The 26,586-nt window shown below is 25.8% G+C and carries 17 protein-coding genes; 8 read left to right on the forward strand and 9 right to left on the reverse strand.

Annotated features, from left to right (window positions below):
* Positions 1 to 19: 19 nt before the first annotated feature.
* Both A966_RS07365 and guaA read right to left on the reverse strand, forming a co-directional pair.
* Positions 20 to 994, reverse strand: coding sequence for a DNA-methyltransferase (locus A966_RS07365; protein WP_008724161.1), 975 nt, complete (start codon positions 992 to 994; stop codon positions 20 to 22).
* A gap of 21 nt (positions 995 to 1,015) precedes the next feature.
* Positions 1,016 to 2,560 (reverse strand): glutamine-hydrolyzing GMP synthase, encoded by a 1,545-nt coding sequence (guaA, locus tag A966_RS07370; RefSeq protein WP_008724164.1) that lies wholly within the window; start codon positions 2,558 to 2,560, stop codon positions 1,016 to 1,018.
* A 411-nt stretch (positions 2,561 to 2,971) separates the two neighbouring features.
* Here guaA and A966_RS07375 point away from each other — a divergent pair, with 411 nt between their 5' ends.
* From A966_RS07375 to polA, 8 genes are all read left to right on the forward strand, one after another.
* Entirely contained in the window at positions 2,972 to 4,690 is a 1,719-nt protein-coding gene (locus A966_RS07375) for an ankyrin repeat domain-containing protein (protein WP_008724166.1), read from the forward strand.
* An 873-nt stretch (positions 4,691 to 5,563) separates the two neighbouring features.
* Positions 5,564 to 5,980, forward strand: coding sequence for a PIN domain-containing protein (locus tag A966_RS07380; RefSeq protein ID WP_008724168.1), 417 nt, complete (start codon positions 5,564 to 5,566; stop codon positions 5,978 to 5,980).
* Positions 5,981 to 6,096: 116 nt separating this feature from the next.
* The gene (murJ, locus tag A966_RS07385; protein WP_008724170.1) at positions 6,097 to 7,710 is read left to right on the forward strand and encodes a murein biosynthesis integral membrane protein MurJ; all 1,614 of its coding nucleotides are present in this window, start codon (positions 6,097 to 6,099) and stop codon (positions 7,708 to 7,710) included.
* Between the two features lie 79 nt (positions 7,711 to 7,789).
* Entirely contained in the window at positions 7,790 to 10,684 is a 2,895-nt protein-coding gene (locus tag A966_RS07390) for a methyl-accepting chemotaxis protein (protein ID WP_008724172.1), read from the forward strand.
* 116 nt (positions 10,685 to 10,800) lie between these two features.
* Positions 10,801 to 11,184, forward strand: a complete 384-nt coding sequence (locus A966_RS07395) for a rod-binding protein (protein WP_008724174.1) — start codon at positions 10,801 to 10,803, stop codon at positions 11,182 to 11,184.
* 31 nt (positions 11,185 to 11,215) lie between these two features.
* Positions 11,216 to 11,659: a DUF2752 domain-containing protein gene (locus A966_RS07400; RefSeq protein WP_008724176.1), complete on the forward strand. Its 444-nt coding sequence runs from the start codon at positions 11,216 to 11,218 to the stop codon at positions 11,657 to 11,659.
* A 98-nt stretch (positions 11,660 to 11,757) separates the two neighbouring features.
* Positions 11,758 to 13,098, forward strand: coding sequence for a TonB-dependent receptor domain-containing protein (locus A966_RS07405; RefSeq protein ID WP_008724178.1), 1,341 nt, complete (start codon positions 11,758 to 11,760; stop codon positions 13,096 to 13,098).
* Positions 13,099 to 13,157: 59 nt separating this feature from the next.
* The gene (gene polA, locus A966_RS07410) at positions 13,158 to 15,938 is read left to right on the forward strand and encodes a DNA polymerase I (protein WP_008724180.1); all 2,781 of its coding nucleotides are present in this window, start codon (positions 13,158 to 13,160) and stop codon (positions 15,936 to 15,938) included.
* A 5-nt stretch (positions 15,939 to 15,943) separates the two neighbouring features.
* On the opposite strand, the gene A966_RS07415 is transcribed toward polA, so the two are convergent.
* The 7 genes from A966_RS07415 to A966_RS07445 form a co-directional block, all read right to left on the reverse strand.
* Entirely contained in the window at positions 15,944 to 16,546 is a 603-nt protein-coding gene (locus A966_RS07415; protein WP_008724183.1) for a hypothetical protein, read from the reverse strand.
* Positions 16,543 to 17,877, reverse strand: coding sequence for an AAA family ATPase (locus tag A966_RS07420; RefSeq protein ID WP_008724185.1), 1,335 nt, complete (start codon positions 17,875 to 17,877; stop codon positions 16,543 to 16,545). The genes A966_RS07415 and A966_RS07420 overlap by 4 nt, the downstream gene beginning before the upstream one ends.
* A 54-nt stretch (positions 17,878 to 17,931) precedes the next feature.
* Positions 17,932 to 18,876 (reverse strand): N-acetylmuramoyl-L-alanine amidase family protein, encoded by a 945-nt coding sequence (locus A966_RS07425; RefSeq protein ID WP_008724187.1) that lies wholly within the window; start codon positions 18,874 to 18,876, stop codon positions 17,932 to 17,934.
* Positions 18,822 to 20,972, reverse strand: a complete 2,151-nt coding sequence (gene topA, locus A966_RS07430) for a type I DNA topoisomerase (protein ID WP_008724189.1) — start codon at positions 20,970 to 20,972, stop codon at positions 18,822 to 18,824. Before topA ends, A966_RS07425 begins: the two co-directional genes overlap by 55 nt.
* A gap of 43 nt (positions 20,973 to 21,015) precedes the next feature.
* The gene (gene dprA, locus A966_RS07435) at positions 21,016 to 22,266 is read right to left on the reverse strand and encodes a DNA-processing protein DprA (protein ID WP_008724191.1); all 1,251 of its coding nucleotides are present in this window, start codon (positions 22,264 to 22,266) and stop codon (positions 21,016 to 21,018) included.
* On the reverse strand, positions 22,263 to 22,976 hold the full coding sequence (locus tag A966_RS07440; RefSeq protein WP_008724193.1) for a tetratricopeptide repeat protein: 714 nt from the start codon (positions 22,974 to 22,976) through the stop codon (positions 22,263 to 22,265). The genes dprA and A966_RS07440 overlap by 4 nt, the downstream gene beginning before the upstream one ends.
* 153 nt (positions 22,977 to 23,129) lie before the next feature.
* Positions 23,130 to 26,519 carry a UvrD-helicase domain-containing protein gene (locus tag A966_RS07445; RefSeq protein WP_008724195.1) on the reverse strand — a complete coding sequence of 1,130 codons (3,390 nt, stop codon included), beginning with the start codon at positions 26,517 to 26,519 and terminating at the stop codon, positions 23,130 to 23,132.
* Positions 26,520 to 26,586 lie beyond the last annotated feature (67 nt).

Raw genomic sequence — 26,586 nt, forward strand, 5'->3', positions numbered from 1 at the left:
TAAAAATAAAAAATAATAATTATTGATTAATAGTTTTTATATTTTTCTGAATCGATATTGTATTTCGCTCCCAAAATATATTGTCCGTGTATCCTTGTATTTCTTTATTTTGTTCGGCAAGCTCTATTCTTTTTTCTGCCCAAGCACAATAGGTTTTATGCTGCTCTATCCCAGAATAATTTCTTCCTAACTTTTTAGCTACCACCGAAGTAGTACCGCTTCCCAAAAAAGGATCAAATATAAAATCATTTTCATTTGAACTAGCTAATATCAATTTTGCAATTAACTTTTCAGGCTTTTGTGTAGGGTGAGCAGTATTCTCAGGCATAGACCAATATGGTATTGATATATCGTCCCAAAAATTAGAAGGATATGTATCTCTAAAGTTTCCATCCTTTGTTTCTATCCAGTCTTTAGGTTTTCCTTCTATTCTGTACGGAGCTATTACTTTTCTTCTTATCTTGACATCATCTACATTAAAAGTGTATTTATTGGATATGGTGGCAAACCAAATATCTTCCATTCCATTCTTCCAATTATTTTTTGCCCCTCTGCCTTTCTCCCTCTGCCAAGTGATTCTGTTTTGTATATTAAAATATTTATCTAAAACATTTCCTATTACAAGACTAGATTTCCAATCACAGCATACATATATTGTGGCATTTTCTTTTAACATAGGAATAATACTTTCTACCCATAGATGAGTATATTTTTCATAGCTTAAATTATCTATATCTTTAAATTTAAAGCCATGATAATTTTTAGATATATTATAAGGCGGATCAACTATCATTAAATCGGCTATATTATTTTCTATTTTTTTTAATACATCAAAAGTATTTCCATTTATAGTTTTGTTTATAATATCTTTTTTATTATATTCTTTTATATTTTCATTATCTATAATACATTTATTAAAGTAGAATTTTCCCTCTTCAGTATTTATATCAAAATCAATAGTTTTATTCTTAACTGATTTAACTTTCGTATTCATGTATTTACCGCAATTATAAAATTATTCCCATTCTATAGTAGCAGGCGGTTTTGAAGATATATCATAAACAACGCGGTTAATACCTTTTACTTCATTTATTATTCTGTTTGATATTATACCTAATACATTGTAGTCAATTTTAGCCCAATCAGCAGTCATAGCATCAATACTCTCAACAGCTCTAACTGCACAAACTTGCTCATAAGTTCTGCCATCTCCCATAACACCGACACTTTTTACAGGAAGAAGCACAGCAAATGACTGCCATAATTTTCTGTAAAGCCCTGCTTTTTTTATTTCAGCAACAACTATATCATCAGCCTCCTGAAGTATTTTTACCCTCTCTTCTGTAATATCTCCAAGTATTCTAACTGCCAATCCAGGTCCAGGGAAAGGCTGTCTGTATACGATATCTTCCGGTAATTTTAATTCTAAGCCTATCTCTCTAACTTCATCTTTGAATAATTCTCTGAAAGGCTCTAAAAGTTCAAATTTCATGTCTTTTGGAAGTCCTCCTACATTATGATGGCTTTTTATAACTGCAGAGCTTCCCCTTAATGATACACTCTCTATAACATCTGGATAAAGCGTACCCTGTGCTAAAAAGCCTACATTCTCTATTTTTTTAGCTTCATCATTAAATACACTTACAAATTCATGACCTATTATTTTTCTTTTCTGTTCTGGGTCTGTAATTCCTGCTAATTTATCCAAAAATCTCTTTGAAGCATCAACATATATCAAATCAATATTAAAATTATCTCTGAATACTTCTACTACTTTTTTATCCTCATCTTTTCTTAAAAGACCGTTATTAACGAATATGCATTTTAGCTGCTTTCCTATAGCTTTTTCTATCAATACAGCAGCAACAGAAGAATCAACTCCTCCAGAAAGACCTAGTATTACATTTTTATCGCCTACTTTTTCTTTTATTCGTTTTATCTCGTACTCTATAAAAGAGCCCATATTCCAATTTTTTTCGCATTTACAAATATTAAATAAAAAGTTTTCTATAATTTTTATTCCATTTTCTGTATGAACAACCTCTGGGTGAAACTGTATAGCATAAATATTTTTTTGTTTATTTTCTATAGCGGCAAGTTCTGTATTGGGTGTTTTTGCTATAAGTTCAAAACCTTCTGGTATAGATTTAATACTGTCTCCATGACTCATCCATACAATATTTTTTTTATCAAATGATTTGAATATGCTTTCATGATTAGTTATTTCAATTTCAGCTTTTCCGTATTCGCGTTTCTCTGCACTTTCAACTTTTCCGCCCATAGAATAAACTATTATCTGCATACCATAGCATATTCCAAGTATAGGTACTCCCAATTCAAATAAGGCTTTATCAACTTTAGGAGCATCTTCTTCATACACACTTGAAGGACCTCCAGAAAGTATTATAGCTTTTGGATTAAATTCTTTTATAAAATCTATTGAAACATGAAAAGGGTGTATTTCTGAGTAAACATTTAATTCCCTTATTCTTCTTGTAATAAGCTGAGTAAACTGTGATCCGAAATCTAGTATTAAAACCTTATCTATATTGCTTTGCATATATTTCCTCTTTATTATGAAATGCGATTAATGATTAATTGAATAATATTATATTAAAATAATAAAATTTCAATTAATAGTTATCATAATATTTTGATAAATACGCACGGTAAGTTAATTTTTTATAATAATAATTGTTATCATACATATTTATATTTATTTTATATAAAAAATTAATCGTGCGTTAATTATACATAAAATTTAAATAATACTAGGGCGGGCGTTATAATTCATATTAAAGTAATAAAGATAAATAAAATTATAAATTCAAAATTAATCATTAAATATAAAGGGCGGGGATTGAGAATAAAATTAATATATAATCTAGTTTTAAAATTAAAAAAATACTGACAAAAACTGTCGCATAATCATTTTATAATTTTAAATGATTAATTTAAGGAGAAGCTTTATATGGAAAAATTAGAAAAAATTTACAGAAGCGGAAATTTAAAAGATTTTCAATTGTTTTTTAAAAGTCATATTAAAAATTATTGCTCTGATAATGGCGTGGAAATAGTTAGAAATTTAATACATTGCGATAATGAAGATAATAAATTTAAGCTTTTTAAATTCTTCATAGATTATTTATCTGACAAGAAATTTATAAAGATAAGCGATGATTTTTTATTTAAGATATCTTCAATTCTTATAGACAATAATTATATGGATTTATTTAAATATGCCGTAAGTAAAAAATTTTATATAAGTTCTGATAACTGTGTAGAGATAATTAGAAAGTTAATACATTCTGATAATGAAGATAATAAATTTGAACTTTTTAAATATTTTATAGATCGTTTAAAAAATCGTTCATATTTAATAATAAAAATATTTAAAGAGGTTTATAAAAAACAAGATGCCGATTTTATAGAATATTTGGAAAAAAAATTTCATATAAAAGAAATATTATTAATTGAGGCTTGTGGAAAAAATAACTTAGAGTGGGTTAAATATTTAGTTAGAAATGGTGCCAATATAAATGGCAAAATTAATAATCATAATATTTTTGAATATTTTGACCATTGTACCATATTAGATTTAGATATTAAAATAATTGAGTATTTACTAAATTATGCAAATGAAGAAAATTATAAGTCAGCACTATTTATATGCTGTGAAAATAATTATTTTGAATTAGTTAAATATATATTAACTAAAGGGATTGATATTAATATAAAGAACCGTTATGAAAAAACTCCTTTAATTATTGCATGCCTAAATGAGCATTTAAATTTAGCAGAGTATTTAATAAAAAATGGTGCTGATATTAATATAAAAGATAAATATAATGAAAATTTATTATTTAAAGATAGAATAAATAATAATTTTGAATTAAGTAAATTATTAATAGATTTAGGAATCGATATAAATACTAGAAATAATAAAAAAGAAACACCATTATATACAGCATTCAGAAATAATAATTTTGAACTTGTAAAATATTTAATAAATAATAATGCTTATACAAATATTTATGATCAAGTAAATCTTTTTAGAATAGCTTGTGAGAATGATAATTTAAAATTAATAAAATATTTATTGGAAATAGGATTTAATATAGATAAAAAACTTTTGAAAGGAACTTTATTATTTGCAGATAAAAATTGTGATTTAGAAACAGTTGAATATTTGACAAAAATAGGATTTAATATAAAAATTAAGGATTTAAAAGAATTATTATTCATGTCTATTATTAATAATAATTTTAATAGAATAAAATGTTTGGCAGATAATGGTATTAATATGAACTGTTTTCATTATAGACCTTTAATGTATGCATGCATTAACGGAGATTTAAATTTAGTAAAACTATTACTGGATAATGGTGCTGATATAAATGCTGTTAATCATAAAAAAAATAATTCATTACATTTTGCATTAAATCAAGCTAAATATGATGTTGCAGAATTTTTACTTGATAATGGAGCAGATATTAATAATAGAGATTCTCACGGACAAACTTCATTAATTAAATATTCAAAAGCAGGAAATTATAATGCCGTAAAACTGCTTATTAAATATAAAGCGGATATCAATATAAAAGATAATGATGGACATGATGCTTTATATTATGCTGAGTTATATAAAAAACAAATGACTATTGAATTATTAGTAAAATATAAAGTATAGATAAATAATGAAAAAACTATTTACATACCCCGCCCTTTAAAGTTTTTTATTTTTTTTAGAATATAGAATTTTTAATTATTTTATTGTTTAATTAGAAAAAGCATGCCCGCCCAAACGTTTATTAAATTTGAAGATTTATTTAACGCACGGTTAACTAAATTTTATATATAATTGAAGCTGAATTTATGATTTTGTTTATATTTATAATTTTGTTCTGCGTGCGTTGTTATAGTTAAAAATTTAAATAAAACTAGGGTGGGTGTTGTAATAAGAGAATAAAACTTATATAAATAATACTATTTGGAATATAATATAAAGCTAAATAACCTAGAGGGTGGGGAGTGTAATGAAGTTTCAAAATTTAAATTATATAATCCTACCTTTATACTTTTTACTTTATTTGACTTTTTAATTCTATTTATATTTGATACTTATACAGAAAAAGCATGCAAGCCCAAGTGCTTATTAATTAAAATAATATTATGTTAATTAAAATATGTTAATTCTTTTTTATTACTTTTTTATTTGTCTTTAGTTTTTTATTCTGTATGTTTGGTATAGGAAAGTTATATTATAAAAATAATATAAATCTTAAAAAATAATTTAATAAAAATAAATTTTGATATATAATTATTATGATTTAATATATAATAATTTAGGAGGATATTTAGGTGACAGAGTTAAGATAAAAAACATTAAATTTAATCAAAGAATTACCAGAAGATAAACTTTTATCAGTAATAAATTTTATAAATAATGATTCAAATGAAAAAATAATAAATGATAAAAAACAGGCTTTAGAAAATTTAAATAAATATCAATGCAGATTACCTGAAAATTTTGATTATAAAAAAGAATTAGAAGAATATAGAGATGAAAAGAATTTTAATTGATACTAATATAATTTTAGACTATTTAATGAATAGAGATCCATTTTTTGAAAATTCTAAAAAAATAATAGACTTATGTGTTAATAATATTATAGAGTGTTATATAGCAGCACATACAATAACTAATTTATTTTATATACTTAGGAAATATTATTCATATAGTGAAAGAAAAGAAATTATTTTAGAATTATATAAAATATTTACTATTATACCTATAGACGATAAAAAAATTAATTTAGTTCTGATAGATAAAGATTGCAAAGATATAGAAGATGGATTACAAATAGAATGTGCTAAAGAATATGATTTAGATTATATAGTAACTAGGAACACATCAGATTTTTTTAATTCTAAAATAAAAGCAATAGAACATAACATATTTATAACTCTAATAGAATAAAATATTATTATATACTTTTATAATATGGTTTATATACTGTTATAATTAAAAAGATTTTTATATAAAAAAATAAAATTATTATTTGAGTTATAATTTAATAATATAATAGAGGCAATATGTCAGAGAATAAAACAGTAAGCAAAGAAAAGATAGCTAAATCATCATTAAAAATGTCATTAGTAACAACAGTAAGCAGAATATTTGGGCTTGTGAGAGATCAGATACAGGCAGCTTTGCTTGGCACCACATTCATAGCAGATGCTTTTGCCATAGGATTTATACTACCAAATCTATTGAGGCGATTATTTGCTGAAGGTAATATGGTTGCAAGCTTTATACCTGTATTTACAGAACTTGAAAAAGAAAAAGGTATTGAAGAATCAAAGAAATTTTTTAGGGCGGTTTTTACATTATTGGGATTAATACTTATAGCAGTTGTATGTATTGGAATAATGATATCCCCTTTGCTTGTTAGAATACTTTATAAATCAGCAGATAATAATATAGAAGCACTTAATCTGGCATCAGATTTATCAAGAATAATGTTTCCTTATCTTTTTTTTATATCTTTAGCAGCTTTGATGCAGGGCGTACTTAATATAAGAGGCTATTATTCCATATCAGCGGCTAGTCCTATACTTTTAAATACTGTAATTATATCTATGGCTTTATTCTTTAAATTCTTTCTGCCTAATTTTTTTAATAATATGTCTTATGTGTTTGCATTTGCAGTATTACTTGGAGGCTTTGTTCAATTTGCCTATCAAATGCCTTTTGTACATAAACAGGGTTTTAGTTTCAAGCCTTATTTTCATTTTAAAGAACCTTATGTTATAAAAATGATAAAATTATTTGCTCCCGGTATTTTTGGTGCTAGTATATATCAGATAAATCTGCTTGTTTCTACGGCATTTGCTGGAGCTATAGGAGAAGGCAGAGTTTCGGCTGTTACTTTTGCTACTAGAATACATGAATTTGTTTTGGGTGTTTTTGCTGTAAGTGTTGCAACTGTTATGCTTCCAACTTTAAGCAAATTAATAGCCGACAATAAAAAAGATGAAGCTATTGAGAATTTAGGATATTCTTTGAGGCTGGTTGCCTTAGTTACTATTCCTGCCACTTTCGGATTTGTGGTATTGGGCAGAGAAATTGTGAGAATGATATTTGAGTATGGAGCTTTTTCTTCAAAATCTACATATTTAGTATCCAGTGCTTTAAGATATTTATCTATATCATTATTTTTTGTGGCAAGCTATAGAATACTTGTACAATCATTTTATGCTATGAAAGATATGAAAACTCCTGTATATGTAGCATTTTTTACATTTATTGTTAATGCTTTTAGTAATTATTTATGCGTTTATATATTTAAATTCGATATTATAGGAATATCTATATCAAGTGTTGTTGCAAATATTGTATCTTTTTGTATACTATATATATTGCTTATAAAAAGAATGGCAGTAAAATCGATAATAAATAAAAAAGTTGAGGTTTTAAAGACATTGGTTGCTAGTTTGTTTATGGCGGCTTCTGTTTATGGAATGAAATATTATTTATTATCTGGGAATGCAGATTCTAGGATATTTTTCATATTAAAAGTATTTGCGGTAATATTATTAGGAGTAGTATTTTATTCTATAATAAATATTGTATTAAGAAATGATGATTTTGTTTCTTTTATTAATATGTTTAAAGGCAGATTATCGAGAAAGTTTATAAAAAAATAATATATATCATTCTTAATAATAACTTAAAAATATCCGATAATTTAAGTAATAATTTTTTTATTAATATAAGGTTTTTTCTATGAGTCTAAAAAATAAGGTACTTTTATTAGTTATTATAGTTGTAATTTTAGCATTATCTCCAACAATTTTTATAAACACTAAAACAAATAGAGAAGCATTATATAATTCTGCAATGAATATTTCACAGAACTATTTTTATGATGTATCTTCTACTTTTGATAATATATTCAATTCAACTACGGTAGGTACTGTTTCTTTGTCAGATATAGCAACTGTATCTTATGATTTATACTCTACAGGAACTGTTACTGATGTTGCTACTAATTTAAGATCGGTAATATATAGATTCCATAAATCGCAATTAGGTTTGCATCATGTTATAGCAAATGGTATATATTTTGAACCTGATATCATAGATAATAATCCTTATATGAGAGGTCTTTATTCTTTGTACTTATATGACATTGGAAATACAGGTAATATGCAGCCTAAAATAGAAAGTGCTGTAGATAATTACAATAAGGAAGAATTTTATTATTTAGCTATTCCTGAAACTTGGAATAGAGAAGCCAAAAGACCTAGAACTATCTACTATTCTTCTCCATATTTGAAGAATATTGATAAGCCTCAAAAAGTTATTTCTTTTTCTTCTCCTATATACTCTAGTATTAATAATAATCTTATAGGAGTTTCTTTGTCTGATGTTTCTTTGGAAATAGTTCATGAGATGTTTACAAATATAGTAAAGACAGGACCTTTTAATACTGTTATATTTGATTCCAGAGATAGGAAAATAATTTATCATGATAATCCTAACTATATATTAAGCGATTTAAAAGATATAGAATGGATCAACAGTTTAATAGATAATACAACATTTTATACTAATACTAGAATAATAGAAGATTATAAAGTAGGAGATAATAGCTACACTTTATTATTTAAACAGTTTGATAATGGTTTTTATAATATATTTATGTATGTTCCTACGAGCTTTTTCTATAATGTATTAGTTACAACTAATAATACAATATTCTTTATATTAATAGTTGCCATTATAGTTATAATAGTAGTTTTGAATATTACTATTCCTATATCATTAAAGCCTTTGGATAGAATATCTCAGGAATTAGAATCCGGAGTATTTGATAATAATATATTTGTTAATGTCAGTAAGATTAATTCTAGGGATTCACTTGGAGATTTAAGCACTTGGATAAGAATATTTTTTGATATGATTCAGCATGTATTTTCAAGTGTGTCAAAAACTCTTAAAGTATCAAAAGAGCAAAGTAATGCTTTAAAAGTTAAGATGGTAGATATATCTGAAGCTGCAGGTTCTATGACTGAGTCTGTAAGTATGATAATCGATAATATATCATCTCAGCAAAATGAATTTAAACATGTAGAAACTAGTAATTTAGAAATATATAAAATTATAGCTTCAAGTTTGGCTGAATTAATTTCTATTGATGATATGACGAATAATCTTCAAAGTAAAATAGATGATCAGTCTGTGAGTATAAATCAAATCAATTCATTAACTATGACTATGCAGAAAGATATGCAGGAAGTATCTGTTTCTGTTGGCAAGGCTAAGGAAGAATCAGAACATGTTGTATCTTTAGCACAGGAAAGCAAAGAAAAAATAGTAAAAACAGAGAATATTACAAAATCATTAATAACTTCTATAAGAGGTATTACAGACTTTGTAAACTCAACTATCGATATATCTCAGCAGACAAATATGTTAGCGATGAATGCGGCTATTGAGGCAGCACATGCTGGAGAGCAAGGTAAAGGTTTCGCGGTTGTTGCTGAAGAGATTAGGAAATTAGCCACTACAACAAATTTACAGTCTGAAAAGGCTTGGAAAATATTAAGAGATATAGAAAAAGAAATGAATCAAATTATGTCAAGTATGACAGAAAGAATAATAACTACAGAAGATATGTTAGTTAAACTTCAAAATTTTGTTAATACTATGACTAAAGTAAAAAAAGTAGCAGATGAAAAATGTGATTCTACAAAAGAAATAAGCGTATCAATAGAAAGTTTGCATGATGCTGTAAAAGATATTAAAGAACAATATACTAATTTGCATGGCAGAATATCTGTAGCTAAAGATGATTTAGTAAACCTTTCTGATTTCTCTAAGAAAAATGACGAGGCTATGAAACTTGTATCTGAAAATAGCGATGACATAGTTTCTAAAACACAGGATATGGGAAATCATATAGGAAATGTATTCGGACTTATAAAAGAAATAGAACAGCTTTCTAATGTTGCAAGCGATTCTATGGATATGTTAGAAAAAGAAATGTCCAATTATGTTATAAAAGATTTTGAGGATGTTATTAAAGAAAAAATCAAAACTATTAATGAAGGTGACAGAGCATACAGCAGACAGGCTTTTGTTAAAAGTATTTATAAATTTGTAGTAACTACTTTCGGAAAAGATAAATTCAACCATCTTTTAGAGCAAATGCCTGATGAATGCAAAGAGATATTCAAAGAGGCTCAAAAGACTAAATTTAGAAAGAAATATCCTTTATCTACATCTTGTTTCATACCTATGACTTCAATAATGGATGAGTTTTATGATGGGGCTAGAGAAGGTATAAGAGAAAAAGCTAGATATGATTTTAAAAAGTTTAGTTTTATGAAAAAATTATTCATAAAGATTGCTAAAAAGAATTCTTTGGCTGATGTGTTTGTTAATTTTGCTAAGAAAATGTTTAAAAATATTCATATAGAAGTAGTTAAAGCAGAAAAGAAACGCATTATTTACCATCTTCATTATTTCCCTAATTATGATTCTATGATAGAAACTTATTTTGATGAGATAATAAAGAATATATTCAGGTTTAAATATCCTAATGGCTCTAAGGTAAAAATGACTAAGTCTATAAGTAAAGGTTATATTTATACTGAGTATATAGTAACTTGGTAATTATTATAAATTATAAGGTCTGAATCTTTAATGGTTCAGACTTTTTTATTGCTAATATATTTTTAATCATTTCCGATATAATTAATGATATAATTTTATTATAGGAAATGTATATTATGAATATAAGTGACAAATATAATTTAAGCATGGGCAGTACCAATTTGACTAAATTAGAAAATGCTAAAAAACAATATGGTACTGCTAAATTCTCCATAGATGATACTAGTGCAGAAAATGTTAATGAGGCAGTATCTAAATATAATAAAGATTTTGAAAAAAAGCGTCTAAGACAAGTATCTGAAGACTTTGAAGCTTTGATGATTAATCAAATGCTTAAAGAGATGAGAAAAACTGTAGATAAAAGCGGTTTAATAGATGGCGGTATGGCAGAACAGATATTTGAGGACATGCTTTATGATGAGTATGCAAAAGAATTCTCAAAAACAAAAACTTTTGGTCTTGCTGATATAATATATAATCAAATGGAAAAATATGTATAGTTTTAATTTATAAGCATAATAATTTAATATTATGATAAAAATTTTAAAACTTATATTAATATTTTTTACAGCATTTTTTATAGTTTCTGACAGTAATAAATATTCTAATATATATTCTATTCCTATAGATGAATTATGCATGATTAGAAACGTTACAGGATTTCCATGTCCCGGATGCGGAATGACAAGAGCACATATAGAAATTTTCAAATTAGATTTTAAAAAGGCTTTTTATTATCATCCGCTATTCATATTTCCAAGTATTATTTTCTTTGCAGTAATTTTTAGAAAAAGATTCAAAATTGCAAATTATATCTATCATAATAATTATATTATAATTTCTATATTAATAATTTTTATAATAGTATACATTATTAGGTTTGTATTGTTATTCCCAAATGAAGAGCCTTTTACATATAATTATGATAGTATATTTTACAAACTATTAACAATTATAAAAAATATTCTTAAATAATTAGAGTATGTAAATTTGTTTTATCAATATTAATTTTTCAAATTTCTATTTTATTGGTTTAATTCTATATATTTTGTGATAAGATGGAAATTAAAAAGATGCCTGTATTTTTATTGATATTGCTATATATGTTTATGTCTTTTCATATTTATGCAGAAGATGAAAATACATTTGATTATAAAATCACACAAGAGGAAACAAATGAGCTGCAATCATCTCATAAGGAAAAAGGATTTATTTTAGACAGATCAATCAATATAAGCAAAAATCAAATAAAATCTTCTGAAGCAAAAAATACAGCGGAATTAATAAAAGAATATTCAGGTATAGATATAAAAAATAAAACAGTATACTCTCAGTCTACATTTATATTGAATGGAAAAGTTCTTAATAATGAAGAAAAAAAAGTATATTTATTTTTATATAATAAAGATGATATAGATTCAATTTATATAGATTATTACGGATCAATAGGAAGCATTGTATATAATATTTTAAGTAAGAAAGATTCTGAATATGAAGAGCTTTTGTATGTGAATTTATTAAAAGATGTTCAGATTGAATCAGATAAAACTATTAAATATGTAAAAACTCAGACTAATGAAAGCAAATCTTCAGGTAAGATGAATGTACTTGAATATAATTTAAAGAATCAAAATAACAGCTCATTAAAATTTAATTTAGATACTTCAGGAGAGGAAAGAGGATTTAGCGGCAAAAAAAGTAAAACAGCTGATTTCAGATCATATATAAATGGAGATGTAGATTTCAAATTAAATCCGGTAAAACAAATAAGTTTAACAGGAAAGTATTTCGTTAATATGCAGACAGATATTGCCATGCTTAATAAAGGCTATACTAATAATATAAAAAATCAGAATATTTATCAGGGAGGAAATATAGGAATATCATTAAAGCCTCATGATATAGTTACCTTGGAAGCCATGTATTTTATAAGTTCTAAAAAAGACTTACTTACAAATAATAATCAATATCTCACAACTCAGGGAAGTAAAACTAGTATAATATTTAATATACCAATAAAGGATATTAGTTCAACTATAAGAATAAAGGGAAATTATTCATATTTGGTTGGTAAAAATTTATATAATGTAAGTGTGAATAATAATGATTTACCCGGACTTCCAAGACATCAATTTAATACTTCATTAGAATATATATATAGTCAAAATAGTGATTTTGAATCAAGCATACTTTTTAATGTACAATATATAGGAGATAAATATAATAATACAACGAAATCTGAAGTTGATAAATCATATACTACTTTTGATATTATAAGTTCATTTGTATTTAAAAAATATACATCATTAAAATTTGGAGTAAAAAATGTATTAGATGTTAAATATGAAACAATAAAGGGTTATCCTATATCAAGCAGAGAATATTTTGTAAATGTTTCTGCCAAATTACGATAATAATTATGTTATAGTTTAATATTTATTAATCTATTAAAATAACAGTATATGGAAATATTATGAAAAAAACTTTTCTTATTATTGACGCTTTCGGTATACTTTACAGATACCACTTTATTTTTTTGAAAAGACCTCTTTTAAACTCTAAGGGGCAGAATGTTTCATCTATTAACGGTTTTATGAGAACTTATTTTTCTCTTATTAATACCTATCCTGCCGAATATACGGCTATAGCTTTAGACAGTTCAAGAAAAACATTCAGAAATGAAATATATAAAGAGTACAAAGAGAATAGAGAGAGTATGCCTGATGATTTAAGAAGTCAGATACCTATACTTTATAATCTTATAGATGCTTTGGGAATATCAAGAATAGTGCTTGATAATTATGAGGCTGATGATATTGTAGGCACTATTGCTGAAAGAAATAAAAAAGAGAATATAAAAACTATTATTTATTCTCCTGATAAGGATATACTTCAGCTTGTTTGCGATGATGTAAGAGTTGTTGCAAGCAATAAAGATAATGAACTTATGGAGTATGATGAAGAGACTGTTAAAGAGAAAAGGGGCGTTTATCCCAATCAAATAATAGATTTGCTTTCTTTAATGGGAGATGCTTCTGATAATATACCGGGAGTTAAGGGAGTAGGAGAAAAAACTGCTTTAAAACTTCTTGAAGAGTATAAGAGTTTGGACGGTATATATAAAAATATTGATTCTATTAAAGGAAAATTGCAGGAAAAATTAATTGAATCAAAAGATATGGCATATATGAGTTATAAACTTGCTACCATAGAAAAAAATATAAAAGATTTCAATTTGGATTATAATGAGATAGCAAGCAATAAAATAAATATTGAAGAAGTTAATAAAATATTAGATGAATTAGAATTAAAGCAAATAAGAGATAAAATTAACTCTTACATATACGGAGTAAGCGGCAAAAAAGAAGAAAAGGTGAAAATATCAAAAAATAATGATGCAGTATCTAAAGTAGAAGAAAATAAAGATGATAAAAAAGAAGAAAGCCCAATACTTAGTGCCAAAGATAATAAAGCAAGTTATTATTTAATAGAAAATGAAACAGAATTAAAAAATTTATTAAATGATATTAATAGTAAAAAATTAGTATGCGTGGATTTTGAAACTACAGGTCTTGATGTATTTAAAGATACCATAATAGGAATCTCTTTTGCGATAAGGTCTAATGAAGCATTTTATTTAGATGTAAGCGGAAGAACAAATATAGACAAAGACAAATGTTTAAATATGGTATTTGAAACTTTAGCCAAAGAAGATATAAAAGTTATAGGTCATAATCTCAAATATGAATACAAGATGATGAGAGCTATTAATAAAAGTTTTGGCAATTTATATTTTGATACCATGGTAGCAGCATATTTGATTAATCCTACAAGAGGAAGATATAATATGGACGATTTAGCTATTGCCTATCTTTCATATAATACTATCAAATACAGTGATTTAACTGATAATGCCAAAAAAACATTATTAGATGTACCTTTAAAAGATGTTGTTGAATATGCATGCGAAGATGCTGATATAACATTTAGATTTTATGAATGCTTTGCTCCGCTTTTAAAAACTTATAATCTTGAGGAATTATTTTTTAATATAGAAATGCCTCTTGTAAGTGTTCTTGCTGATATGGAGTTTGACGGAGTATATATAAGCAGCGAAAAAATGAAGTCTTTATCAGATGAATACTCTTCACTTTTAGATAAAACAAAGAAAAAAATATATGAAGAGGCTGGAGAAGAGTTTAATCTTCAGTCTCCTAAACAGCTTGAATATATATTATTTGATAAAATGGGAATACCTCCTACCAAAAAAACTAAAACAGGATTTTCTACAGATGAGGAAGTATTAACTGAATTATCACAGAAATATAAAATAGCTGAGTATATGCTTACATACAGAAAATATGCAAAATTAAAAAATACTTATCTTGATGTATTTCCTACTTTAATAAATGAAAAAACAGGAAGAATACATGCTTCATTCAATCAAACTGTAACAGCTACAGGCAGATTATCATCATCAGAGCCTAATTTGCAGAATATTCCAGTGAGAGGCGAAGAGGGCAGAGAGATAAGAAATACATTTATAGCAGAGAAAGGAAATTTGCTTATAGCAGCTGACTATTCTCAAATAGAATTAAGACTATTAGCACATTTTAGTAATGATCCTGCATTAGTAGAAGCATTCAAAAATAATGATGATATTCATAGAAAAACAGCAATGAAAATATATTCTGTGAGTAAAGATCATGTAACTGCCTCAATGAGAAATACTGCTAAGATAATAAACTTTTCTATAATCTATGGTAAAACAGCATTTGGACTTTCAAAAGAGCTTGGAATAAAACGCAAAGAAGCAGAAGATTTTATAAAGGGATATTTTTCTACATATTCAAGAGTAAAACCTTTCTGTGAGGAGGTTGTTGAGGAAGTAAGAAATAAAGGCTATGTTCGTACTATGTGCGGAAGAATTAGGGATTTATCCAAAACTATAAACTCTTCCAATTCTATGGCTAGAAATGAGGCTGAGAGAATGGCTTTAAATACTCTTATTCAAGGAAGTGCTGCTGATATGATAAAAGTGGCTATGGTTGCTATACATAAAGAGTTTAAAAATCATTTAAAAACTGCAAAAATAGTTATGCAAGTTCATGATGAATTGGTAGTTGAGGTTTCAGAAAAAGAAGCAGACAGGGCTATGACTATAATGAAAGAGATAATGGAGCATTCAGTAAAAACTAATGTTCCTATAACAGTTGATATACATAAAGGAAATAGTTGGGGAGAAGTTCATTAATAATATCAAAAATATTTTGAAATGAAATCTTTTTCAAAACTTTCAAAAGATGATATTTTTACATCTTTGAAATAACGGCTTTTATAATCTGTTGTCAATCTAGCACAATCTTCATTCATATTAACTCTATTTCTATTTTCTTTATTTTCTGAAATATTGTTTTCTGTATATTCATTTGCTATTAAATAATAATATATATTTAAATCTAAAATAGAATTAAATTTAATATTTACATCTATCATTTTATTAATTATTTTATGTATTGTTATTAAACTTTCTATGCCCTTTAATTTAATTTCATTTTTTAATTTTTGCTTAAAATCTTTACTGCTTTCCGAATTTATTAATAAAGATGTATTTTTAAATTCTATTAAATATATTATATTATCCTGTATATGTATCATATCAGCTGATTTTGGTCTGTTATTCTTTTTTATATTAAAAGTTATTTTATCAAAATCAAAAACTTTTGTATCTAAATTTATTTTGCTTATATTTTTATGAATATCTTTGCATACTTCTGATATCTTATCTTTACAATTATTAAAATCTGTATTTAATATATTTTTTAATTGATTTGTAATATAGTTCATTTGTTCTGACGTCATTTTTCTGATTCATTCCATAATGTATCTTCATCTAATTTTCTGTAAGCATCTGCTAAGGTTTTGTATATGCTTTCTATATCATCATTAACATTTTTTATTACAGCATAACCATCATCTTGTTTTTCACTTAAATAAAAGTTAGTTTTATCCGCTATTTTTTCTGACTTTTCAGAATATTTTTGTATAGCTTCTATAAAGTACGGACTATGAGAATTAATTAAAATTTGTATATCTAATTCTTCAGCCATTTTAACCATAAGTTTAGCATACTCAATTTGCCATTTAGGATGCAAATGCACTTCAGGCTCATCAAGTATTAAAATATGCTTATCATTAAAAATACCAGATTTAAGCAGCAAATCTATTATAGCAAAAGATTTTATACCAACAGCAGTATTTGAAAGTTCTATATAGTTATCATTTCTTTTAAATAAAATTAAATCTTTGCTGCTGTCATATTCTACAGCACCATTTATATTTTTTTGTATACTATTTGATAATTTTTTTGTTTTATTTAATTCTTCAAAAAGAGAATATTCGTTATCCGTAGATTTATTTCTATTTTCAATTATTTTTTTACTTAAATCTATTATATGATTATCAACTGTATATTTTTTTAATTTATAAGGTGTAATATAATTTTCTATTATATTAAATATAAATGGAGTTTCTATATATGTTATATTAGATGCATATACATTTCCTATCAATTCATCATCATTAAATTGATTATTTATAATATCTATATTTATAATTTTATTATTATCTTCTAAAATAGATATATTAGATTTTTCAGCATTAAAAGATTGTATGTTATTTTTTAATTCATTTGATATATGCTGTTTAACACTATAATGTTTTATTTCATTGATATTAGGTTTATTTTTTAATATATGAAAATATTTTCTTATATCATTTTTTATACAATTATATAAATCAAATTCCTGAAGCTTATTTTTATATTCTTCAAAAAAATTATTATACAAGTTATTTGTATCAAAATTAAAACATTCTAATATTTCACCTATATATTGCTGAAATTCTACAAAATCAACTTCCATTATTCTTATTAAAGAATTTTTATCTTTAAATTTTTTTAAAAATTCATTCTCTAATTTTCTTGCTATATTCCTTAATAATGGATATATCTTTGTTTCCTCAACATATTCTTTATAATATTTTTCAGCGTTATTCAAACCAGCAACTACAGCATATAAAGCCTTTCCTACTGTACTTTTTCCAGTATCATTTTCACCTGCTATTAGAGTAAGTCCGTCCAATATGACATCAGCTTCTTTTATCATTCCAATGTTTCTTAATTGAAGTTCCATATTTATTCCAAGTTATTATTAAATGATTTATGATACTATTATATATTCAAAAAATTATTTTGTAAAACCTTTAGTTTTTTCAAAGAGTTCTATGTATTGCTTTATACCTTTAGCTGTTGCTTTTACCATTTTTAGCCTTGTCTCTTTAGTGTTCATAAATTTAGCATCAGTAGGATTTGTGATAAATCCTAATTCTATTAATGTGGAAGGCATAACAGCACCTTTTAATACATAAAATAAAGCATTCTGTACAGGTCTCGTTCTTCTTGCTACTCCAGATACTTTAAGAACTTCTTCTGTAATTGATTCAGCTAATAATTTACTTTCTTTTTGATATTGTTCTACAAGCATGTAATTATGTGTAATTTGAGAAGAATCATTTTCATATTTGGAGGTGTCTATATTATCAAATTTTACCAAAGCATCATTTTCAAACATCGATACAGCCCTAGCATATTCGCTTGATTCCTGAGCACTAACAAAATAAGCCTCAAAACCTCTGGCACTTGTACTAAATGAAGCATTGGCATGCACACTCACAAATAATGCATTTTTGGCTTTATCTGTATTTATCTTGGCAGCATTATTTGCTATTTCAAAACGTTTTTCAAGAGTAGGGTAGGTATCACCTGTTCTTGTAAGCACAATTTTTACATTAGGAAGCAGATCTTCCAACTCTTCTTTTAATTCTAAAGAAAAAGAAAGAACTATATCTTTTTCATATAATTTATTTACCCCGATAGCACCGGGATCTTTTCCTCCATGACCTGGATCTATTATAATAGTAGATATAGTTTTTTCATTAAATTTGCTTACAGCAGGATTAAAAGCCTCTTTCAAATCCTCTATTTTTATGTTTAAATTATTCAGTTTTATTTTATCATTATTCTGTGCATAAAGTAAACAAGTATTAAACAGAGCTAATACAGTAATGAAAAATAATGTTATTCTTCGTCTTCTTTGATTTCCTCTGAATAACCGCAATCTTCCTTGATACAAACTTTAAACAATCCTTTGTTTTTAATATTCTTCTCAACCATAAGTCCTCCGCATTTAGGACAAGGCTCTTGAAGAGGTTTATCCCAGCTTACAAAATCGCATTTAGGATAATTGGAACAGCCGTAGAATTCTCTTCCTCTTTTTGAACGTTTTAAAGTTATATCGCCTCCGCATTTAGGACAAACGCCGAATGATATACCTTTTGTGTTTTTGCATTCAGGAAATCCAGAACAGGCTATAAAATATCCGTATCTTCCCAAACGCTTAATCATCTTCTTACCGCATTTCTCGCATATAAAGTCTGTCTCTTCATTGAAAAAGTCTTTCATATTGTTAATATTTTCAGTAGCTGTTTTCAATGTATCCAAAAAATGAGGATAGAATTCTTTTAATATATTATTCCATTCTATATTATCGTCTTCTATTTTATCAAGTTTACCTTCCATATCAGCTGTAAAGTTAATATTAACGAGTTCTGGGAAGTTTTCGCTTATAAGTTCATTAACTAATTTACCTAATTCTGTAGGCACTAACTGCTTTCCTTTTCTCTGTACATAATGCCTTGATATTATAGTTTTTATTGTAGGAGCATAAGTAGAAGGTCTTCCTATGCCTGATTCTTCTAATATTTTAACTAGTGAAGCATCTGTATATCTAGGAGGAGGTGTTGTGAAATGCTGCTGCGGATTATTTTCAACAAATTCGCAAACATCATCTTTTGACAAATTAGGCATTTTGGAAGCCTTTTCTTTATCCTCTTTATCTATTGTAAGAACTTTCATAAATCCGTCAAACTCTATTTTTGATGAAGATAATGAAAACTCACAGTCTCCTGCCGTTATTATAGCCCTTGTATTTTTCATTTTTGCTGGAAGCATTTGAGAAGATACAAATCTCTCCCATATAAGTTTGTACAGTTTGTATTGATCTGTTTTTAAATATTCTTTAATGCTGTCTGGAGTTAAAAAGACATTAGTAGGTCTTATAGCTTCGTGAGCGTCCTGAGCATTCTTTTTTACGGAATATGTAGGAGGTTCTGCAGGTAAATAATTACTTCCATACTCCTTTTCTATGAACTCTTTAGCCTGTTCCTGAGCTACAGGAGATATTCTTACACTGTCAGTACGCATATAAGTGATTAAACCTGTTGCCTCTCCTGCAATGTCTACTCCTTCATAAAGTGACTGAGCTACCTGCATAGTTTTTGAAGCACTGTAACCCAAAGCACTGCTTGCTGCCTGCTGAAGTTTACTTGTGGTATATGGGGCTGTCGGATTTCTTAGTCTGTCTTTTACCTCTATGCTTGAAACTGTATAAGTTTTATCTTTAAGATGTTCCATTATAGCTTCAACATCTTGTTTTGTTTTTAAATCTGGTTTTTCTCCTTTATATTTCTGAAGATCTGCTAAAAACTCTTTATTTTTATGCTTTAAAAATACTCCGAATGTCCAATATTCTACAGGCACAAAAGTTTCAATCTCATCTTCTCTGTTGCAGATTATAAGCAAAGCAACATTCTGTACGCGTCCTGCTGAAAGCCCTCTTTTAATCTTTTCCCAAAGCAAAGGACTTAAATTATAACCAATGAGTCTGTCTAATACTCTTCTCGCCTTTTGGGCATTTACCTTTGAAATATCTATATCTCTAGGCTGATCAATAGCCTCTTTTAATGCATCTTTAGTTATTTCATGAAAAACTATTCTTTTTATAGGTACAGCAGAATTAACCCCTCTGATTTTATTTCCTATATGCCAAGCAATACTTTCTCCCTCTCTATCATCGTCGGCTGCTAGTAAAACCTCTTCAGCCTTTTTCGCTTCTTTCTTTAATTCATTTAATATCTTAGCTCTGCCTCTTATTGTGATGTATTCAGGTTCAAAGCCATGATCAACATCTATAGCTAGTCTGCTTCTAGGCAAATCTATTAAATGTCCCATTGATGACATTACAAGATAATCAGAGCCTAAATATCTATTAATTGTTTTAGCTTTTGCCGGAGACTCCACTATAACAAGTTTTTTCTTTTTAGACTCTTTTTTGTCCTTTTTATTTTTAGATGCTGTTTTTTTTACTTTTTCCTCTGTTGTTGTAGCCATAGTTAAATCTCCTTTTATAAATCCTAAAGTTATATATATTTTTTTATTTTTCTATAGTGTAATATTTTCCTGAAAGCTGCTTTATAATCCCTTTTATTTCCAGCTGCATTAACATAGAAGTTACAGCCTGCACTTTCATTTTGCTTTCTTCTATAATTTCATCAATATGTATTTTATCATTTTGTTTTATTATATTATAAAGCAATGATTCATCTTCCTGTAAACTGCTTATAATAGATTCATCATTTTGTTTTTTAGTTTTCTTTTTTTTCTTTTCTTCTTTTTTTATTTCTTTTATCTCTTTATTGCTTTCATTTTTTATAGAATCATTTTTTACGGCTTTAGATTTTATCTCTCCGCCTTCAAAATATTTTAATTTCATTTTTACATAATCATCATCATTTGAAAATATTGAATCAAAATCCTCTAGTATATCCATATAACTATATGCTATTTTCGCCCCGTCTTTGTACAATTTATGATTTCCGAAATAACAGTTTTTTTTCTCATCATAAGGAGCTATATAAACATCTCTGCCTTGATTTAGAGCATAATCAACTGTAATTAAAGCACCGGATTTACTTGCAGCTTCTACCATAACAACAGCATAAGAAAGTCCTGATATTATTCTGTTTCTTCTAGGGAAATTCATTCTGTCTGGTTTTCTTCCAATTTCAAATTCACTTACTATTAATCCTTTTTCTGATAATTTATTATATATCTGCAAATTTTCAGAAGGATAAACTGTATCTATACCATTTCCCAAAACAGCTACAGTATTAATATGAGATGATATAGCCCCAAGATGTGCCTCTCTATCAACTCCCTTAGCCATTCCGGAAATAACTGATATATTTAACGATGATAATTTACTTGCAAGTTCAAAAGAATATTTACGGCTTTCATTAGTAGGCTCTCTCGTACCTACTATGGCTATGGCATTTCTTCTTAGTTTTTTTAAATCTCCCTTGTAATAAAGTATATAAGGAGGATTATCTATTTGTTTTAAATTAAATGGATAATCTTCATTAAATAAATCTAATATTCCTATACCATAATCTTTTGATTTTTCTACTATTGTATTTGCTTTGTCTAATATTTCATTTTTATCAAAGCTTCCTATTTGAGATTTAAATTTTTTTTCTAATAATTCCCTAATATTTTCTTCTTTATCCTCAAAAATATTTTCTACAGATTCATAATGATTAATAAGCTCGGATATTCTTTTATCTCCTACTTTATCAATTTGATTTAAGGCAATCAAATAAGTTTTAATATCGTAATTTTTACTCAATTTTGCTGTCCTATAATTTGTTCAATATTTTTTAAAACAGTTTCTTTTATATTATTTTCAACAGGAAGATTGAGTATTTTTCTGTATGCAGCCACTGCTTCATTATAATTTCCCCTGCTGTACTGTATTCTTGCTAATAACATTAAATAGTCTGCATTGTTAGGATTCATTTCTACGGCTTTTTTTATATTATCAAATGCTTTTTCATAGTCATTTTGCTGCAATCCTTGTAAAGATGCCAAAGCAGCATAGTAGTTGGCATTATTAGGATCTTTATTTATAGCAAAACTAATATTGTTTTCTGCTCTTTGTATAAAATTAGTCTTTTTTTCATAAGTATCAGCACTTTCTACTAAATTGGCATAAGATATTCCAAGTCCGTATCTTAAATAAGGACTGTTTGGAAGTATTTTTAATGCCTCGTTAAAATATTTTGCTGAATATGCATACTGTTCTTTTACTAAACTTCTTTCTGCTAAAGTTCTATATACAGATGCTAGTCTATCCTGAGCATATATTTTCTGATTTATAATATCATTATAAGTGGATGTTATTTCAAGCAAGGCTTTATCATCATCTGCATTTTTTCCTTTTTCATATAGACTATATGCTCTATTTAAATTAAATCTATTGAAAATAACCTGCTTATTACATGATATTATAGATAAAAAACAAATCATCAATGTAAAATATTTTAAAATTACTTTCATTTATTTTCCTCACAAATATAATATATACAATATAATAGAAAAAAGTAAAGAAAATTATTAATATAATAGTAATAATTAATGAAAATATGTGTTTATAATATAAAAATATAGTATATTTTTCATGAAATTAGATTAAAACTTAATAGTTACACTCTATTTTAAAAATATAATATCAGTTTTTATTTTATTTTTATCTATATTAGGATATTTCTGTTCAAGAACATGTTCAAACATAAATTTATAAGTATTTAATTGATATTGATATTTATTTATATTATATTCGCTTTCTTGAGCTACTTTATAATCTAAAATATAATATTCATCATTTTTATTTTTAGTTATAATATCAATTTTTCCTGTTATTAAATCTTTTCCGTCATAATGCTGGAATGTATGTTCTCTTGAAATTATTTCTTCATTTCCGCTTAATATATTTTGTATATGATTATTTTCAAATAACTTTTTGAATGCTGTATTTAAACTTTCTGTTAATTGCTCTTTGCTATAATGGTTATTACTTTTTAGAATACATGATTTTATTTTTTCCAAATATTTTTCTTTTTCTTTTATGTATTTATCAAAGTTAAAATATTCAAGCATTTTATGTATTATTATTCCTATATCTTTATATGATATTACTTCTATATCATCATTATATTGATTATCTGTATTATTAATATCATTTTCTAATCTGGATATTTTTCTATCTAATAGCTTTGATATGTTAACATAATTTTTATTAAATATGTTATTTAAAGAAGGATTAATATTTTTTATATATTCATTGCTTTTTTCTTTTTTATCTTTTTTTGAAATGCTGTTTATTTTTTGTTTTATTTCTTCGGCATTCTTAATATCTATATCTTCATTTGGTTTTACTGCTAATCCGTATAAATATGTATTAATAAATTTATTTTCTATATTATCAATTTTTATCAATTCTTTTGTCTCTTCGCTTATAATATCTGCTTTATATTTTTTTGTTTCATTATTAAGATATTTATCTAAATATGATCTGTATGTTTCTTCTTTGGTATGCTCTCCTGAAAGTATTAAATTATTTGATGCTCTTGTTAATGCCACATATAATAATCTTCTTTTTTCTGAAAGTTCGCTTTTTTTATTGTATTCAGTATTCAAAGCAGAAAAATCTACACTGTAATGTTTATTTTTTACAGGAAGTTTTATAAAAGATGCATCTTCTATAAAATCAAAATCTGATAAATTAGGCTTTATATATCCGCCTACCCCTGCCGCAAATACATTATTAAATTCAAGTCCTTTAGATTTATGTATAGTCATTATCTTTACAGATTTTACAGATAATTTTGGTATTGCAGAGTATGCTTCATTATCATTTGTATTTTTGATATTTAATACAAAATCATAAATATTATTTCCTGTTTGATTTTCAAAATCATTTGCTATTTTTTTTAATTTTTCTATATTGGCATAAGAAATTTCTGCATCATTCATAGTCATTAAATAATTATAAAAATTCGTATCAATACATATAGTTTCTATTATTTCAGCGGCATTCATCTTATGTATTTTACTTTCTATATTATTTAATAATTCTTTGGCAGTTTTTAATTGATTATAATAACTTTTTGACTTAGCTATACTTTCTATTTCTTTGTATTTATTTTCATCATATACCATTTTTGGAAAATAGTCTTTTATATCCAAATTTTTTACATATAAACTAAATAAAAAATCTGATAAATTACCTATATCAATATCAAATAATTCGCTTCTAAGTATTTCAGGAAGTTTAGCATGATCTCTCAGTATTAAATATTCCAAAAATGTTTTTATTAATACTATTTCTTCTCTTGAGTAGAATTTATTTCCGCCGTCTATATAGTATGGTATTTTATAATCTGATAAGGCTTTTAAATATTTATCTAATCTGCTGAATGTTGGAAGAAGTATAACAGTATTTTTATAATCATTGCTGTAATTGTTTTTTATATATTCAGCTATAGCATAAGCCTCTAATTCTGTTTTATCATCTGCATATAAATGAATACTTTCATCTTCTATATTATTATTAAATATTAGTAAAGATACTGCTTTATCATCTGTCTTTTTATTATAATCCAGATCATCTTCATCTTTATAATTGATATCATCATTTATAAATACAGTGCTTTTAAATAAATCATTAAAGAAATCTATCAGCATAGAATTACTTCTATAATTATCTTTTAAATATCTTACATAATTGCTGAAATTTTCCTGAGTATTAGTGAAAGCATTTACATCAGCATTTCTAAATCTGTATATAGACTGCTTTCTGTCTCCTACTATCATTAATTTTTTATCTGTTTTTGATGTGCTTGTTATCTCTCTTTGTCCGAATACTATTAAATTTATGAAGTCAAACTGCAAAATGCTAGTATCCTGAGCCTCATCTAGTATTAATGCTGATATATTATCTCTTATTTCTTTTGATACAGCATCATTTTCTAATGCTTCTATAGCTTTATACATCATATCTTCATGAGAGTATATTCCTATATTAGATTTTACTTTTTCTATATGATTGTATGTTTCTTTTATAAAGTCTATTACTGCTTTATAATTTTCTTCATTATATAATATATTAACATAATTAAGCATAGATACAGTGCATTTTTTTAAATCTTCTAATACAGCCTTAAACTCATCATGTTTAGTATTTCCCAATTTTGCACTCGATACATCTGATAATGCAATTCTAATATATTCATAATCTTCCAAAGTTAATTCTTTTATTTTTTCTTTGTATTTTATCAAATCAATTTTATTAAGAAGAAGAGATATTCTATTTTTACATTCTGTTATAAATTTTCCGCTTTTTAAATTATCATTTATAAGTTCTATACTGTAATTATATATGTTATTATATAGTTTATCATATTCTTTATCATCTATTTTTATGATTTCTAATGCTTTTTCTTCAAATCTGTTTATATTTTCAAGTCTCGGCTTTATTTTTAATAGGAATTGCAGTATTCTTTGAGCAAATTTATTTTTACTGTCCTCTGTTGATATTCTATATAGCGATCGTATTGTCTCAGCATGTTTTGATTGTCTTAAAATATTTAAAATTTCACTTTTTAATGTTTCCTGAATATCAATGCTTTCTTCTAATATTGCTATATTAGGAGGTATTGAAAGATACATTGCATTTTCCATAGCTATAGAATTGGCAAATGCATTTATTGTTGAAATTTTAGAACTTGTAAGTATATCTTTATAAACATTCTGCCAATATTTTTTTTCTTTTAAAGATTTTTCATCATCAGTATTTTTTATATTTTCTATTTTATTTCTTATTTTGGATCTTATTCTAAAAAGCATTTCATTAGCTGCTGCTTTTGTAAAAGTAATAACTACTATATTGGAGACTTTTTCTTTATTTTCTAATAGTTTTAAATATATTTCTGTTATAGTGCTTGTTTTGCCCGTACCCGCTGAGGCATTAACAAAGCATAATCCATTATCTTCAAAACATTTTATTATATCTTTTTGCTTATCATTTAAATTAAATACCATTTTTATATAATAACATAAATATTTAATAATTCAAATTAAAATGCTTGAAAAATATATTATATATATT

This window comes from Brachyspira hampsonii 30446, from assembly GCF_000316195.1.
GTDB classification, from domain to species: Bacteria; Spirochaetota; Brachyspiria; order Brachyspirales; family Brachyspiraceae; genus Brachyspira; species Brachyspira hampsonii_C.